The sequence below is a fragment of the Buttiauxella cochleicola genome (genome assembly GCF_021283185.1).
Lineage (GTDB): Bacteria > Pseudomonadota > Gammaproteobacteria > Enterobacterales > Enterobacteriaceae > Buttiauxella > Buttiauxella massiliensis.
This window is the reverse complement of the sequence record NZ_JAJSOS010000014.1, coordinates 13,005-27,722: the sequence shown is the minus strand read 5'-3', so window position 1 is coordinate 27,722 and position 14,718 is coordinate 13,005. Positions and strand designations below refer to the sequence as shown.

The following is a 14,718-nucleotide window of genomic DNA, read 5'->3' as shown; positions in this document are numbered from 1 at the left end:
TCGTGAAAATCCCCGCAAAAAAGCGGGGATTTTTTTATCGGTATTATTCCCACTCTTGCAAGAAACGTTGCCCGTACTGGTCGGCGACCAGCAGTGCTGCGTAAATCTGATCGGAAGTGACACCGCCTGGCATGTTGTGAATAGTTTCACCTTCCGCACAAGACACCTTTGCCACGATGCGCATTTTTTCCTGAACGTCCTGTTTGATATCCAGTTGCGCCAGCGTTATCGGTAAGCCAACGGAGTGGCAAAGTGCTGCGACCGTTTCAATCTCTTCTACCGGCGCGTTTTCCAGCACCAGTTGCGTCAGTGTACCGAATGCGACTTTTTCACCGTGATAGTAATGGTGTGCATCTGGGATTGCCGTCAGACCGTTATGCACCGCATGGGCTGCGGCCAGGCCACCACTTTCAAAACCGACGCCACTCAGATATGTGTTGGCTTCAATCACGCGTTCAAGGGCAGGGGTCACGACATGCAGCTCGGCGGCCAACATCGCTTTTTCACCTTCTTCAATCAGCGTGTTGTAGCAAAGCTCAGCCAGCGCAAGTGCTGCCTGAGTACACTTACCACCCGCCATGGTGGTGGCACCGCTGCGAGAGCAGGCGCGAGCCTCAAACCAGGTGGCCAGCGCATCGCCGATGCCTGCGGCTAACAGGCGTGCCGGTGCATTCGCCACGATTTGAGTATCTACAATCACCATATTCGGGTTGTTCGGTAGCATCAGGTAGCGGTCAAACTCACCTTCATCGGTATAAATCACGGACAATGCGCTGCAAGGTGCATCAGTAGAAGCAATCGTAGGCGCTACGGCAACCGGCACGCCCATAAAGTGGGCCAGTGCTTTGGCGGTATCCAGCGTTTTACCGCCGCCGATACCGAGCACGGCGCCGCATCGTGCTTTCTCAGCTACGCTACGTAGACGGTCGATCTCATTTTGCGAGCATTCGCCGCCAAAAGGTGCGATTTCGAATCCCAGTCCGGCATCTTTGAAGCTTTTTTCTAGTGTGGACTCGGCAAACCCTAAGACAAATTTGTCTCCGACTACTAACCAGCGCTCAGCCAGTGGTTTGAGATAGTTGCCGAGGCGGGAAATAACCTCAGCGCCCTGAATATACTTACTCGGTGACTGTATTATGCGATCCATTCACTGCCTCCTTTTGTGTCCGTTACAGGCTCAGGCGACCAAACGCTTTCTGCCAGTCTTCTTCAAACTTCACCACAGCCGATTCTACTGCTGGCGCAGCCAAAAATTGCTGGGCGACATCAAGGGGAAGCGTGATGGATTCGCATCCTGCCTGTAAACAATCCAGTGCCTGACGCGGAGTTTTAAAACTGGCTGCCAGAACTTTGCTGTCAGGAGCGTGAAGCTCAAGCAAAGCTTGCAGCTCCTGAACCATGCGAATGCCATCCCCGCCTTGCGCATCAACGCGGTTAACATATGGAGCAACGTACTCAGCTCCGGCGAGAGCAGCTAACAATCCCTGAGCAGCGCTATAAACAGCTGTTCCCAGCGTAGGAATGCCCAAAGCAGTTAGCTGCTTAATCGCCGCCAGACCCTCAAAAGTAACGGGAATTTTTACCACCAGACCTGGAACGCACTCTCTGAGTTTCTGCGCCTCTGCAACCATTCCATCCGCGCTGCGGCTCATCACCTGTGCAAACAGACGGCCTTCTTTACCCACTGCATTTTGCAGACGCGGCAGTACGTCCCATATAGATTCGCCATTTGCGGCAATAATACTCGGATTGGTTGTCACTCCCTGTAATGGGAAGATTCGCGCCAGACGTTCTACTTCCGCAACGTTTGCTGTATCGAGATAAAGCTCCATCAATTTTTCCTCTTGGGTGAGTTACAGTTCCAGTTCACGGGCTAGCAGAACCGCGATGGCTTCGCCATTTGTGGCATTTACCAAGGAGTCACGGAATTCTGCATGCATGATGCGGCGCGCAAGGCGGGAGAAAATTCGCATATGCTGGTCGCCTGCCGCATGCTTATTTAGCGTCAACATAATGATAAATTGTGCCTCATCGTCTCCCCACTGAACGGGGGCAGGGAGCCGGGCGACGCTAATCGTCGATTGCTCGATATGTTCTGATTTACTGTGCGGAATAGCGAAGCTAAAGCCCAAACCTGTCGAAAAAACGGCTTCCCGCGCCCATAAATCGGCCTCAAGTTTGCGTGGGTAACGACAGCGCCCAGCGATAAGTAGGTTATCGGTCATTCCCTTAATGACCTCTTCTTTGCTGCCCCAGTTGTTATCAAGGGAGATGCACTGAGTTGTGATCAACGGTGCATCCTGCTGAGTCATACGGAATTGCGCCAATAAGTGTTCGACTTCAAGAGAAGTGCGGCACGCCATCGCTTGATTAAGCAACTGGCGACAGGCTCGGCTGTCAAGCTGGGCCAGACGTGCCTTTGTTGCGGGTATGGAAGGTGCGCTCATGCTGATTTCATCAAGCCCCAGACCTACAAGCAGCGGGAGAACTGAGCCTTTTGCTCCCAGCTCGCCACATAGCCCAATCCATTTCCCCTGGCGATGCACTGCCTGCACGGCGTAATCCAGAGCTCGTAAGAAAGCAGGGTTCAGGCTGTTGTAATGACGGGTGACCTTCGCATTGTCCCGGTCAACGGCCAGTAGATATTGCGTCAGGTCGTTGCTGCCAATACTAAAGAAATCAATTTCTTCGCAGCATTGGTCGATGATGAACATTACCGATGGCACTTCAAGCATGATGCCTAAGGGGATTTTTTCATCAAATGGGATATGTTCGCTACGTAGTGACTGCTTCACTTCCGCGAGTTGATCTTTAACCCACAAGATCTCTTCCATTGAGGAGATCATCGGGATCATGATTTTTAACGATCCATGTGCAGATGCCCGCAAAATTGAGCGTAACTGAATGTGGAAAAGTGACAGGTATTCCTGATAAATACGTACGGCGCGATAGCCGAGGAATGGATTGTTTTCTGCAGGAATATTCAGGTAATCCACCGGCTTGTCGCCGCCGATATCTATTGTGCGCACAATAATGCTGCGCCCGTTTGCACCTTCCAACGCCTGACAATAAATGTTGTAAAGCTCATCTTCGGAAGGGGCATGAGCGCGGTCCATGTAGAGCATTTCAGTCCGAAACAGGCCCACAGCCTCTGCTCCGTTATTAAATGCCGGAGCTGATTCAACGCAATGAGCAATGTTTGCTGCCACTTCCAGACGAAGACCATCAGCAGTACGTCCTGGTTGGTTGAGCCAGACTTTTTGCTGATCGTGCAGGACTTGCTGCACATAAGCTTCTTGCTGGTAATAGCGTTTTACCGCTTCGCTAAGATTTACCACGACCAAACCAAGATCACCGTCAATCTGCACTGTTTGTTGCAACCACGGCGTGAGTGCGTCGATATCAACGCCCACCAAAGTTGGAATATTAAATGATCGAGCAAGAATGACAGTGTGAGAGGTGGTTCCGCCACTACGTAACAGGAGACCTTTGAGTAGGGTTTTATCCAGCTCAAGAAACTGGCTTGGCGTAATTTCATCAGCTAAACAGATAGCGGCTTGCTGAAGCTTGCCAGGTGCTGGGAAGCGCTGTTCCCCATAGATATGTTGCAGTAGTTGAAAACAGACATCCCGAACATCAAGCACACGCTCTTCCAGATAAGCACTACCTGACTGGGAAAATTGATTACAAAAGTGTTCTGCTGTTTTTACCACAGCAGCGGCACTGCTGGCACCATTATGGACATGTTCCAGAAGCAGTGTGCGCAATGAAGCATCGCTTGCCAAAGAACGGTGAGCTTCAAGAATGGCGCTCGCTGTGCCGTCATTTCCTAGTAACTGGAGGTTGATGGTTTTCAGTAATTTTTCGAGCCCGCTCTCAAGTTTCTCCTGCTCTTCATCTATATTTCCTGCCGCAGGTAATTCCCCCAGTTTGTTTAAATCGAGGGAAGCGAGTTGTATCAGTGTGCCACTGGCACTTCCGCCACAAACCGGATTTGCATGAAACAGCGTGGGATTCAGGCGTGCAAGGGATTCAGGAATCGGGGCAGCTTCACTATTGTGCGTTTCTGGTAGAGGAGCATCACAGTGAGGGAATTCGTCCTGCATGAAAACGGAAAGCCTGTTGAAGGCTCCTTCTTCATCACTGCCTGAGATCAGTAACTGGCAGTCGTCTCCTTTTAACGTCCCCGTACCAATAAGTGCCAGTGCACTCTTGGCATTTCCACTGCGCTCTGTGCGCAAGTTAATCCATTCAACAGTCGAAGAAAACTGATTGCACAGTGTTTCAACATGACTGGCTGGGCGGGCATGTACCCCGTTGGGTAAGTCACAACGGAAATTTATAACCAGTGCCATAGACGTTCTCCTGAGCTAACTCTAAACAATGTCTACAGGATAAGAGCCCTTCATCGGGAGTCGCCACGGGACAAAACTGTCAAAAGCTGGACAAATGTATTGTCTGGTTTTATTTGCGAGATATCTCACAAAACCAGCCTTAGTTAATAGTGAGGCCATTAACTCTAACTTTTGAGACGGATCTCATTTTTCCTTAAGCATTACAAAAATCCAGTAAATGGCATTTTTGTCCACTGTCTGCCAACTCTGGGATTGCCTATTGTGTCCCCAATATTTAGGACATGAGCCGCTTAGGCCAGGAGTGCTTTATGAAAGAGTTGGTCCAGATCCTCAAAAATACGCGGCAGCATCTAATGACAGGCGTGTCACATATGATTCCATTCGTGGTTGCAGGCGGTATTTTGCTGGCTGTTTCCGTCATGTTGTATGGCAAAGGCGCGGTACCAGATGCGCTCAACGATCCCAACCTGAAAAAACTATTCGATATTGGCGTGGCTGGTTTAACGCTGATGGTGCCTTTCCTTGCGGCTTACATCGGTTATTCCATTGCAGAACGCGCGGCGCTGGCGCCTTGTGCGATTGGTGCCTGGGTCGGTAACAGTTTCGGCGCTGGTTTCTTCGGGGCGATTATTGCGGGGATCATCGGTGGCATTGTTGTCTTCTATCTCAAGAGAATCCCCGTACCAAAAATACTGCGCTCGGTGATGCCTATCTTTGTCATTCCTATTATCGGCACCTTTATTACTGCGGGCATCATGATGTGGGGGCTGGGCGAGCCTGTCGGTACATTAACCAGCAATCTAACCCATTGGTTACAAGGGATGCAGCAAGGCAGCATCGTTGTTCTGGCGGTGATTATGGGGCTGATGTTGGCGTTTGATATGGGCGGCCCGGTTAACAAAGTTGCTTATGCTTTTATGCTGATTTGCGTAGCGCAGGGCGTGTATAGCGTAGTGGCCATTGCTGCTGTCGGTATTGCTGTTCCACCTCTGGGTCTTGGCCTGGCAACGCTCATGAACCGTAAAAACTTCACCGGAGAAGAGCGTGAAGCGGGTAAAGCGGCGGTGGTTATGGGCTGTGTTGGTGTGACTGAAGGGGCTATTCCATTCGCTGCTGCTGACCCATTACGCGTTATTCCTTCCATCATGCTGGGTTCTGTATGCGGAACGGTTACCGCTGCGTTGATGGGAGCACAATGCTACGCAGGTTGGGGTGGATTAATCGTGCTACCGGTTGTTGACGGCAAGCTTGGTTTTATCGTGGCGTTATTGGTAGGAGCGGTCGTCACGGCAGTTAGCGTGAACCTGTTGAAAACCTTTGCCCGTAAAAAACAGACTGATATGCCAGCGAAAGCGGAAGATGATTTGGATCTGGATTTTGAAATTAACTGATTGAGCCGAAAAGGAATTAACCATGACTAAGATTATTGCTGTTACCGCTTGCCCGTCAGGTGTTGCACATACTTATATGGCTGCCGAAGCACTGGAAAGTGCAGCCAAAGCAAAAGGATGGGAAGTGAAGGTGGAAACCCAGGGTTCTATTGGTCTTGAAAATGAACTGAGTGCCGCAGATGTTGCCAGTGCTGATATGGTGATTTTGACCAAAGATATTGGCATCAAAATGGAAGAGCGCTTTGCCGGTAAAACCATTGTGCGAGTCAACATTAGCGATGCGGTGAAACGTGCTGACGCCATCATGAGCAAAATTGAAGCCCATCTGGCGCAAACCGCCTGAGCCTTTGAATGACCAGTAAGGAACACATCATGACTCATCGTATCGAACGCCTGAAATTAGCACTGTTTGCCCAGCCGCGAGAAATTTCGCTGGAACGCGCCATGTTGTATACCGCTAGCCACCGTACAACAGAAGGTGAACATGTGTTGTTACGTCGCGCTAAGGCAACAGCGTACATTCTGGATAATGTGCAAATAGCGATTCGTAATGATGAGTTGATCGCGGGTAATCGAACCGTGAAACCGCGTGCCGGAATTATGTCACCGGAGATGGACCCTTACTGGCTGCTTAAAGAGTTGGAGCAGTTTTCGACTCGCCCACAAGACCGTTTTGAGATCAGTGAGCAGGATAAAGAGCTTTACCGCGAACAGCTTTATCCTTACTGGGAAAAACGCTCAATGAAAGATTTCATCAATAGTCAGATGACGGATGAAGTCAAAGCGGCAGTAAAAACGCAAATTTTTAGCGTCAACCAGACCGATAAAGGGCAGGGGCATATCATTATTGATTACCCGCGGCTGCTGCAGAATGGGTTGGGTAAGTTGGTGGTGGAATTGCGAGAGCATTGCCAGCAAGCACCAGGAAATCACTTCTATCAAGCGGCATTGATTTTACTGGAGGCTTCACAGCGACATATCTTGCGCTATGCCGAGCTGGCTGAGACGTTGGCTGCAGAATGCACAGACACCTGTCGTCGCGATGAGTTACAGAAAATCGCCGAGATTTCCCGCCATAACGCAGCTTCCAGACCAGAAGATTTCTGGCAGGCATGTCAGCTGTTTTGGTACATGAATATCATTTTGCAGTACGAATCCAACGCCAGTTCGCTATCGCTTGGCCGATTTGATCAGTACATGCTGCCATTTTATCAGGCGTCGCTTAATCGCGGCGAAAGTCCAGCATTCCTGCGCGAACTGTTGGAATCGCTGTGGGTGAAATGTAATGACATCGTCCTGCTGCGTTCCACCAGTAGCGCCCGTTATTTCGCCGGCTTCCCAACGGGATACACCATTTTGCTTGGTGGTCTGACAGAAAATGGGCGCAGCGCGGTAAATGTACTCTCCTTCTTGTGTCTGGATGCCTACCAGAGCATTCAACTGCCGCAGCCGAATCTTGGGGTGCGCGTGAATGAACTGATTGACCGCCCCTTCTTGCTAAAAACAGCTGAAACTGTGCGGCTGGGAACTGGGATTCCACAAATTTTTAATGACGAAGTTGTGGTGCCTGCTTTCCTTAATCGGGGAGTGTCGCTTGAGGATGCTCGTGATTACGCCGTTGTTGGATGTGTGGAACTATCAATTCCTGGGAGAACCTACGGTTTGCATGATATTGCCATGTTCAATCTTTTGAAGGTCATGGAAATTGTGCTACTTGAAAACGAAGGGAATAGCGAACTGGATTATCAGAATTTGTTGCAGCAAATCCGTGACAAAATTCGCCACTACATCAAGCTGATGGTTGAGGGTAGTAACATTTGTGATATCGGCCACCGTGATTGGGCGCCTGTTCCGCTGCTTTCATCGTTTATCGATGATTGTCTTTCCCATGGTAAAGACATTACTGAGGGTGGTGCCCGTTATAACTTCTCTGGTGTTCAAGGGATAGGTATCGCTAACTTGAGTGATTCGCTATATGCCCTAAATGGCATGGTGTTTGAACAGCAACGCTTAAGTTTTGATGAACTTCTGGCGGTATTGAAAGAGAACTTTGCTACCCCAGAAGGGGAAAAAATACGCGCACGGTTGATGAACCGCTTCGAGAAGTACGGCAACGATATTGATGAAGTAGACAACATTAGTGCTGATCTGCTGCGTTTCTACTGTAAAGAGGTCGAGAAGTATCGTAATCCACGCGGTGGATATTTTACTCCAGGCTCTTACACCGTTTCAGCCCATGTGCCATTGGGGGCAGTCGTCGGTGCCACTCCTGACGGGCGTTATGCGGGTGAGCAATTGGCTGATGGTGGTTTATCTCCAATGTTGGGCCAGGACTGTCAGGGGCCAACGGCGGTGCTGAAATCGGTCAGTAAATTGGATAATTATTTACTCTCCAACGGTACGTTGTTGAACGTCAAATTCACTCCCAGCACGCTGGAAGGTGATGCTGGGCTTCATAAACTGGCAGATTTCATTGGCGCGTTCACGAAGCTTAAATTGCAGCATATTCAATTCAACGTCGTGAATGCCGAAACCCTTCGTGAGGCTCAACTACGCCCGCAGGATTTCGCTGGATTGGTAGTTCGGGTTGCGGGATACAGCGCCTTCTTTGTTGAGCTGTCGAAGGAGATTCAGGATGACATTATCCGCCGTACAGCGCATCAACTGTGAGGTTATTGAAGACGATGCAATAAAAGCACGGATCTTCAATATTCAGCGCTACTCTCTAAATGATGGTCATGGGATCCGTACAGTAGTTTTCTTTAAAGGTTGCCCACATTACTGTCCATGGTGCGCTAACCCGGAGTCTATTTCCGGGAAAATTGAAACCGTAAGACGATTGTCAAAGTGCCTGCATTGCTCAGCCTGTCTGAATGATGCAGATGAATGCCCTTCTGGAGCAATGGAAAGAATCGGTCGCGATTACTCTCTGGCTCAGCTGGAAAAAGAGGTTCTTAAAGACGACGTTTTCTTCCGTTCTTCAGGTGGTGGAGTGACGCTTTCTGGCGGGGAAGTTTTGATGCAGGCGGCTTTTGCTACGCGATTTTTAAAACGTCTAAAATTGTTAGGTATTCATACCGCAATTGAGACGGCCGGTGATGCCGCTCCTGAGAAAATTCTCGCTCTGGCAAAGCAGTGTGATGAAGTGTTGTTCGATGTGAAGATTATGGACAGTGAAAAGGCAAAATCAGTGCTGAACATCAACCAGCCCAGAGTTCTGCAGAACCTAAAGATGCTGGTGGAGTCTGGAATTCATGTAATTCCACGGGTTCCGCTGATACCCGGCTACACTCTTGAAAGAGGTAATATGGTGGAGATCCTGCAGTTCCTGGCTCCATTAAAACTTACCGATCTTCATTTACTTCCATTCCATCAGTACGGTGAGCCGAAATATCAGTTACTGGGTCGGTCATGGAATATGAAGGGTATTGCGCCACCTGGCGTATCAGATATCACCCCGTTGCAACAGATGGCAGAAAATGCCGGTTTCCGTGTGACAATGGGTGGCTAGCCTTAATGGAGGAGCGTGAGGATGACTCGACATCTGGTTGCAGTAACGGCATGTGTTAGCGGTGTCGCTCACACCTATATGGCTGCCGAACGGCTCGAAAAACTCTGCCAGCAAGAAAAATGGTCAGTAAAAATAGAGACTCAGGGAGCGCTGGGAATTGAAAACGAACTGACCCAAATGGATATTGAGCAAGCCGATGTTGTATTGCTAATTACTGATATTGAACTGGCGGGAGCAACACGCTTCAATCATTGCCGTTGCGTACAAACCGGTATTAATGCATTCCTTCGGGAGCCGCAAAAAACGATGTCCGCAGTGCGACGAATCTTTGGTACTCCGCAACACACGCACATCATTCTGAGTTGATGGATTTTTCGGTCAACTGGCTATGATATTGGCGTCGATATTCAGACGGTGACCTGTCCGTATTCTTTCTAAACAGGCGGCAAAAATAGTTACTGTCGATGAATCCGCAGGCGTGAGCCACTTCCTTAACTTTCAGATCGTAACGTTTAAGCAGCGTTTTGGCATGTTCCAGGCGAGTGTAATTTAGGTATTCGTTAAAACCAACGGCCCCGGTTTTCTGGAACAGGTGTGAAAGATAGTTGGGTGAGATGTAAAACGCCTGCGCGACGGATTCTCTGGTCAGTGGCTCGGCATATTTTTCATCAATATATTCACGTACAGCTTCGAATAATGCCTGGCTGCGAGATGCTGTCTGAATCTGGCTGCCAAGCAGGTCAGTGCAATGGCTGAGAATACTGCTGACGATAAACCGCGCCGTTTGCTGATCGTGAGGCTGCATCACTAGTTCGTTAAGTGCCTGTAGCAAAAATGAGCCGATTCGTGGCCCGCGGCGAGCAACGTTCTGTTTGCCTAGTGTTTTAAAAGCCACACCATCCCATTGCAGAATGCTGAACCCAAGCTGCTGCTTACCAAACAAAATACTTAACGTTGTAACTGGCGTATTCCATTGTGGGTTATTCCAGCACTTTGCCGGAACGTAAAGCACATCGTGTTGCTCAAGCCTGGCGGGCATACCTGCGTCACAGGCATCCATTAAAACACCATCCAACACCACTTCAATCCTTGGGAAATCAACCTGATATGCAAGCTCCGATGGGGCAACCTGGTTATCAGCAAACCAGATGTGCTGAATGCCCGATGGGCTGTTCAGCAGGCGTGAAAGAATTTGGCTTACGTCGTAATTCATGGTGGGCCGCAGCGGGTTAATAGGGATAAGTTATGGTGCCACATTGGTACTGTTTTGCGCATCAGTAAAAACAAAAAACCTCGCCGCAGCGAGGTTTGAATGAGGAATGAAGTCGTTAGCCTGTGTTACGCATACCTGCTGCAACACCTGCAATCGTCACCATCAATGCTTGTTCTACCTGCGCATTGGGCTCTTCACCTTTATCTTCCAACTGACGTGAACGATGCAGCAATTCGGCCTGCAAGACGTTCAGTGGGTCGGTATAGATGTTACGCAACTGGATGGACTCGGCAATCCACGGCAGGTCAGCCATCAGGTGTGAATCGTTGGCGATATCCAGTACCACTTTGATATCGGCTTCCAGTTGGTCACGCAACTGTGTGCCCAGGCCCCACAGTTCAGGTTTCACCAGGCGCTGATCGTAGTATTCCGCAAGCCACAGGTCAGCTTTTGCAAACACCATTTCCAGCATGCCGAGGCGTGTGGAGAAGAATGGCCAGTCGCGGCACATCGTTTCCAGCACATCTTGTTTGCCATCTTCGACCACTTTTTGTAGCGCAGCACCGGCACCCAGCCAGGCTGGCAACATCAGGCGGTTCTGCGTCCAGGCGAAGATCCACGGAATGGCACGCAGGGATTCAACGCCACCGTTAGGTTTACGCTTCGCAGGGCGTGAGCCCAGCGGCAGTTTACCCAGTTCCAACTCTGGTGTTGCCGAACGGAAGTACGGCACGAAGTCTTCATTTTCGCGGATATATCCACGATACATATCACAGGAGGTCACTGACAGATCCTCCATGATATGTTTCCACTCTTTTTTCGGCTCTGGCGGCGGCAACAGGTTGGCTTCCAGAATCGCGCTGGTGTAGAGCGACAGGCTGCTGATGGTGATTTCCGGCAGACCGTATTTAAAGCGAATCATCTCGCCTTGCTCAGTCACACGCAGGCCACCTTTCAGGCTGCCCGGCGGTTGAGAAAGCAGAGCTGCGTGCGCAGGTGCACCGCCACGGCCGATAGAACCACCACGTCCGTGGAACAGCGTCAGGGTAATTCCGGCTTTCTCGCAGGTTTTGATCAGTGCGTCCTGAGCCTGGTATTGCGCCCAGGAAGCTGCCATCACGCCTGCATCTTTTGCGGAATCAGAATAGCCAATCATGACCATCTGTTTGCCCTGAATAAAGCCGCGATACCAGTCGATGTTCAGCAACTGAGTCATGACGTCATCGGCGTTGTTGAGGTCGTCGAGGGTTTCAAATAGTGGTGCAACCGGCAGAGCGAAGGTGCAGCCAGCTTCTTTGAGTAGCAGATGAACGGCCAGCACGTCAGAAGGCGTTTTCGCCATGGAGATAACATACGCGGCGATAGAACCACGAGGTGCTTCGGCAACCACTTTGCAGGTTTCCAGCACTTCGCGGGTGTCATCGCTCGGCTCCCACTGGCGTGGCAGCAGAGGGCGTTTTGAATTCAGTTCGCGGATAAGGAACGCTTGTTTGTCGGCTTCAGACCAGCTTTCGTAATCGCCAATGCCCAGGTAACGCGTCATTTCGCCGAGTGCTTCGGTATGACGAGTACTTTCCTGGCGCACATCAATGCGCACTAATGGTACGCCGAAGCTTTTCACACGGCGCAGGGTATCAAGCAACTGACCGTTGGCGATAATGCCCATTCCGCACGCTTGCAGCGACTGGTAACACGCATAAAGCGGGTCCCAAAGCTGTTCGTTTTGAGTCAGTAAACCTTCTGGTTTTGGCAGGCGCTGGCCTTTCAGACGAGCTTCCAGCCAGGCTTGTGTCGCCAGCAATTGCTGACGAATGCCTTTCATAATGCAGCGATACGGTTCTTGTGCAGCGTCTGGGCCTGCCAGTTCACTCAGCTCTGGCGTACATTCCACCATCGACAGTTCGGAAATCAGTACCTGAATATCGCGCAGGAACAGGTCGGTTGCTTTCCAGCGGCTTAGCAGCAGAACGTGACGGGTAATATCAGCAGTTACGTTCGGGTTGCCGTCGCGGTCGCCGCCCATCCATGAAGTGAAACGTACCGGAACAAAATCGACCGGCAGTTTGTAATTCAGATTGTCTTCAAGTTGCTCGTTCAGCTCACGCAGGTAGTTTGGAACCCCTTCCCACAGGCTGTTTTCTACTACCGCAAAGCCCCATTTTGCTTCATCTACAGGGGAAGGACGGTGCTTACGGATTTCATCGGTGTGCCACGCCTGAGCGACCAGTTGGCGCAGACGGCGCATAATCTGGTTACGCTCGTAATCGGCGATGTCGCTGTGGTCGAGTTGCTTGAGGCAGCTGTTTACTTCAACCAGTTTGTGAATCAGGGTGCGACGGGTGATTTCGGTTGGGTGTGCGGTCAGCACTAATTCCAGTGACAAAGACTCAACAGCATCACGAATGGCGGATTCACTAAGGTCCGGCTGGTTTTTTAATTTTTGGAGAGTCTTAGCGATAACTTCGGGATTGCTGGCGGCTTCGCCATTGGCTGAAATGCTGTGATATTGCTCGGCGGTGTTGGCCAGATTCAAGAATTGGCTGAATGCACGGGCTACAGGGAGTAGTTCATCGTTAGACAGGTTCTGCAATGTGGTTAGCAGCTCCTGACGATTAGCTTCATTGCCAGCCCGGGAGGACTTCGACAATTTGCGGATTGTTTCTACGCGGTCAAGAATGTTTTCACCTAACGCATCCTTGATGGTATCCCCGAGCAACTTGCCGAGCATACTGACATTACTTCGCAAAGCGGAATACTGTTCGTTCATATGACCCCAGACACCCTATCCAATCTAATATGTAATTTAATTTCACCCGTGAAGGTTCAACACCGTCTTTATAAAGCCACGTAAGTCTGATTTCGTCAATTGCTACGAAATCGTTTCAGCAAACGAATAAATTGCGCTAATTCATGAAATTTAATTACTAACTTCGTAGATAAGCGTTTCTTATGAGGATCCGCTAAAAAGTAGCTTAAAAAGGGGGCAAAACCCCCATACACGCTATTTTTCAATGCCAGCAAAAATGATGCACTACCTGCGTAATCAGTTTGCGAGTTGGCTCGATAAAACGTGTTTCGATGTATTCATCCGGCTGGTGCGCCTGGTTGATGGAACCAGGGCCAAGTACCAATGTCGGGCAAAGAGTCTGAATAAATGGCGCTTCGGTGCAGTAGTTCACCACTTCGGTTTGTGCGCCGAGTAATTTCTCAACCACTTGCACCAACTGATGATCTTTGGCGCATTCATAGCCCGGAATTGGCGGGTGCAGTTCGGAAATCGTCAGGCGGCCCGGCCATTTCTGGCTCACCGGTTCCAGCGCTTCGTTAAGCAAACCGTTCAGATCATTTAATGTCAGCCCTGGTAGCGGGCGAATATCCATATGCAGTTCGCAACAGGCGCAAATACGGTTAGCCGCATCGCCGCCGCTAATGTGGCCGAGGTTCAGCGTCGGATACGGCACGGTAAATGCGTCGTGGTGATAACGGTCTTTCAGGGTATTTTTCAGCGACATGATGTGGCCGATAGCGTCGTGCATCAGTTCAATCGCATTCACGCCACGAGCCGGATCGCTTGAGTGCCCTGATTGCCCAAGAATTCGAATGGCGTTGGAAATGTGACCCTTATGCGCACGGACCGGCTGCAATGATGTCGGTTCACCAATGATGGCGCAGTCCGGGCGAATATGGGTGGTCTCAGAGAAATAGCGAGCGCCCGTCATCGTCGTTTCTTCATCAGCCGTCGCCAGAATATAGAGTGGCTTTTTAAGCTTCGTCACATCGACATCACGCAATGAATCAAGAATAAAGGCAAAGAACCCTTTCATATCGGCTGTGCCGAGACCGTACAGCTTGTTTTCGTGCTCAGTTAGCGTGAACGGGTCGCGTGTCCAACGGCCATCATCAAACGGCACCGTATCGGTATGCCCTGCCAGCAGTAAGCCACCAGCACCGTTTCCGGTACTCGCCAGCATATTGAATTTATTGCGCGTACCAGGAACCGGTTGTACTTCTACATTGAAGCCCAGGTCGCGGAACCATCCAGCCAATAAATTGATTAAAGACTCATTGCTCTGATCCAATGCGCTGTCGGTGGCGCTGATGGAAGGAGTCGCGATCAACGCGCGGTAAATCTCGATAAAAGGAGGTAATTTCATCTTCACTGTTGACAGGCCTTAGCTCGGGTTGGTATACATAATCATGCAGTTATATTGAATAAAAATACAATATTAACTACCGTAAGGGAACCCC

Annotated in this window: 11 protein-coding genes; 5 read left to right on the top strand and 6 right to left on the bottom strand. The window is 50.1% G+C overall.

The window, feature by feature from the left end; genetic code table 11:
- Window positions 1–43 precede the first annotated feature (43 nt).
- The 3 genes from gldA to ptsP are packed head-to-tail and all read right to left on the bottom strand — an operon-like array spanning window position 44 to window position 4,355.
- A complete protein-coding gene (gene gldA, locus LVQ76_RS19105) occupies window positions 44–1,147 on the bottom strand; it encodes a bifunctional L-1,2-propanediol dehydrogenase/glycerol dehydrogenase (protein WP_232922275.1) in 1,104 nt (367 codons plus the stop codon).
- Window positions 1,148–1,169: 22 nt separating this feature from the next.
- Entirely contained in the window at window positions 1,170–1,832 is a 663-nt protein-coding gene (gene fsa / locus LVQ76_RS19100; RefSeq protein WP_232922274.1) for a fructose-6-phosphate aldolase, read from the bottom strand.
- Between the two features lie 21 nt (window positions 1,833–1,853).
- Entirely contained in the window at window positions 1,854–4,355 is a 2,502-nt protein-coding gene (ptsP, locus tag LVQ76_RS19095; RefSeq protein WP_232922273.1) for a phosphoenolpyruvate--protein phosphotransferase, read from the bottom strand.
- A 308-nt stretch (window positions 4,356–4,663) separates the two neighbouring features.
- On the opposite strand from ptsP, the gene LVQ76_RS19090 reads away from it, so the two are divergent.
- From LVQ76_RS19090 to LVQ76_RS19070, 5 genes are read left to right on the top strand one after another with little or no spacing between them, the layout of a single operon-like run.
- Window positions 4,664–5,746, top strand: a complete 1,083-nt coding sequence (locus LVQ76_RS19090) for a PTS fructose transporter subunit EIIC (RefSeq protein WP_232866025.1) — start codon at window positions 4,664–4,666, stop codon at window positions 5,744–5,746.
- Window positions 5,747–5,768: 22 nt separating this feature from the next.
- Entirely contained in the window at window positions 5,769–6,089 is a 321-nt protein-coding gene (locus LVQ76_RS19085; protein ID WP_034461400.1) for a PTS fructose-like transporter subunit IIB, read from the top strand.
- A gap of 29 nt (window positions 6,090–6,118) precedes the next feature.
- Window positions 6,119–8,416: a formate C-acetyltransferase gene (locus tag LVQ76_RS19080; RefSeq protein ID WP_232905358.1), complete on the top strand. Its 2,298-nt coding sequence runs from the start codon at window positions 6,119–6,121 to the stop codon at window positions 8,414–8,416.
- Window positions 8,382–9,257, top strand: coding sequence for a [formate-C-acetyltransferase]-activating enzyme (locus LVQ76_RS19075; protein ID WP_232922272.1), 876 nt, complete (start codon window positions 8,382–8,384; stop codon window positions 9,255–9,257). Before LVQ76_RS19080 ends, LVQ76_RS19075 begins: the two co-directional genes overlap by 35 nt.
- A 21-nt stretch (window positions 9,258–9,278) precedes the next feature.
- Window positions 9,279–9,623 (top strand): PTS fructose-like transporter subunit IIB, encoded by a 345-nt coding sequence (locus tag LVQ76_RS19070; RefSeq protein ID WP_232866028.1) that lies wholly within the window; start codon window positions 9,279–9,281, stop codon window positions 9,621–9,623.
- On the opposite strand, the gene LVQ76_RS19065 is transcribed toward LVQ76_RS19070, so the two are convergent.
- The 3 genes from LVQ76_RS19065 to argE form a co-directional block, all read right to left on the bottom strand.
- Complete coding sequence (locus tag LVQ76_RS19065) at window positions 9,610–10,470, bottom strand: AraC family transcriptional regulator (protein WP_151995351.1); 861 nt, start codon at window positions 10,468–10,470, stop codon at window positions 9,610–9,612. The genes LVQ76_RS19070 and LVQ76_RS19065 overlap by 14 nt on opposite strands.
- Before the next feature lie 115 nt (window positions 10,471–10,585).
- Complete coding sequence (gene ppc / locus LVQ76_RS19060) at window positions 10,586–13,237, bottom strand: phosphoenolpyruvate carboxylase (protein WP_232866030.1); 2,652 nt, start codon at window positions 13,235–13,237, stop codon at window positions 10,586–10,588.
- A 241-nt stretch (window positions 13,238–13,478) separates the two neighbouring features.
- Window positions 13,479–14,630, bottom strand: coding sequence for an acetylornithine deacetylase (gene argE, locus LVQ76_RS19055; protein ID WP_232905360.1), 1,152 nt, complete (start codon window positions 14,628–14,630; stop codon window positions 13,479–13,481).
- Window positions 14,631–14,718 lie beyond the last annotated feature (88 nt).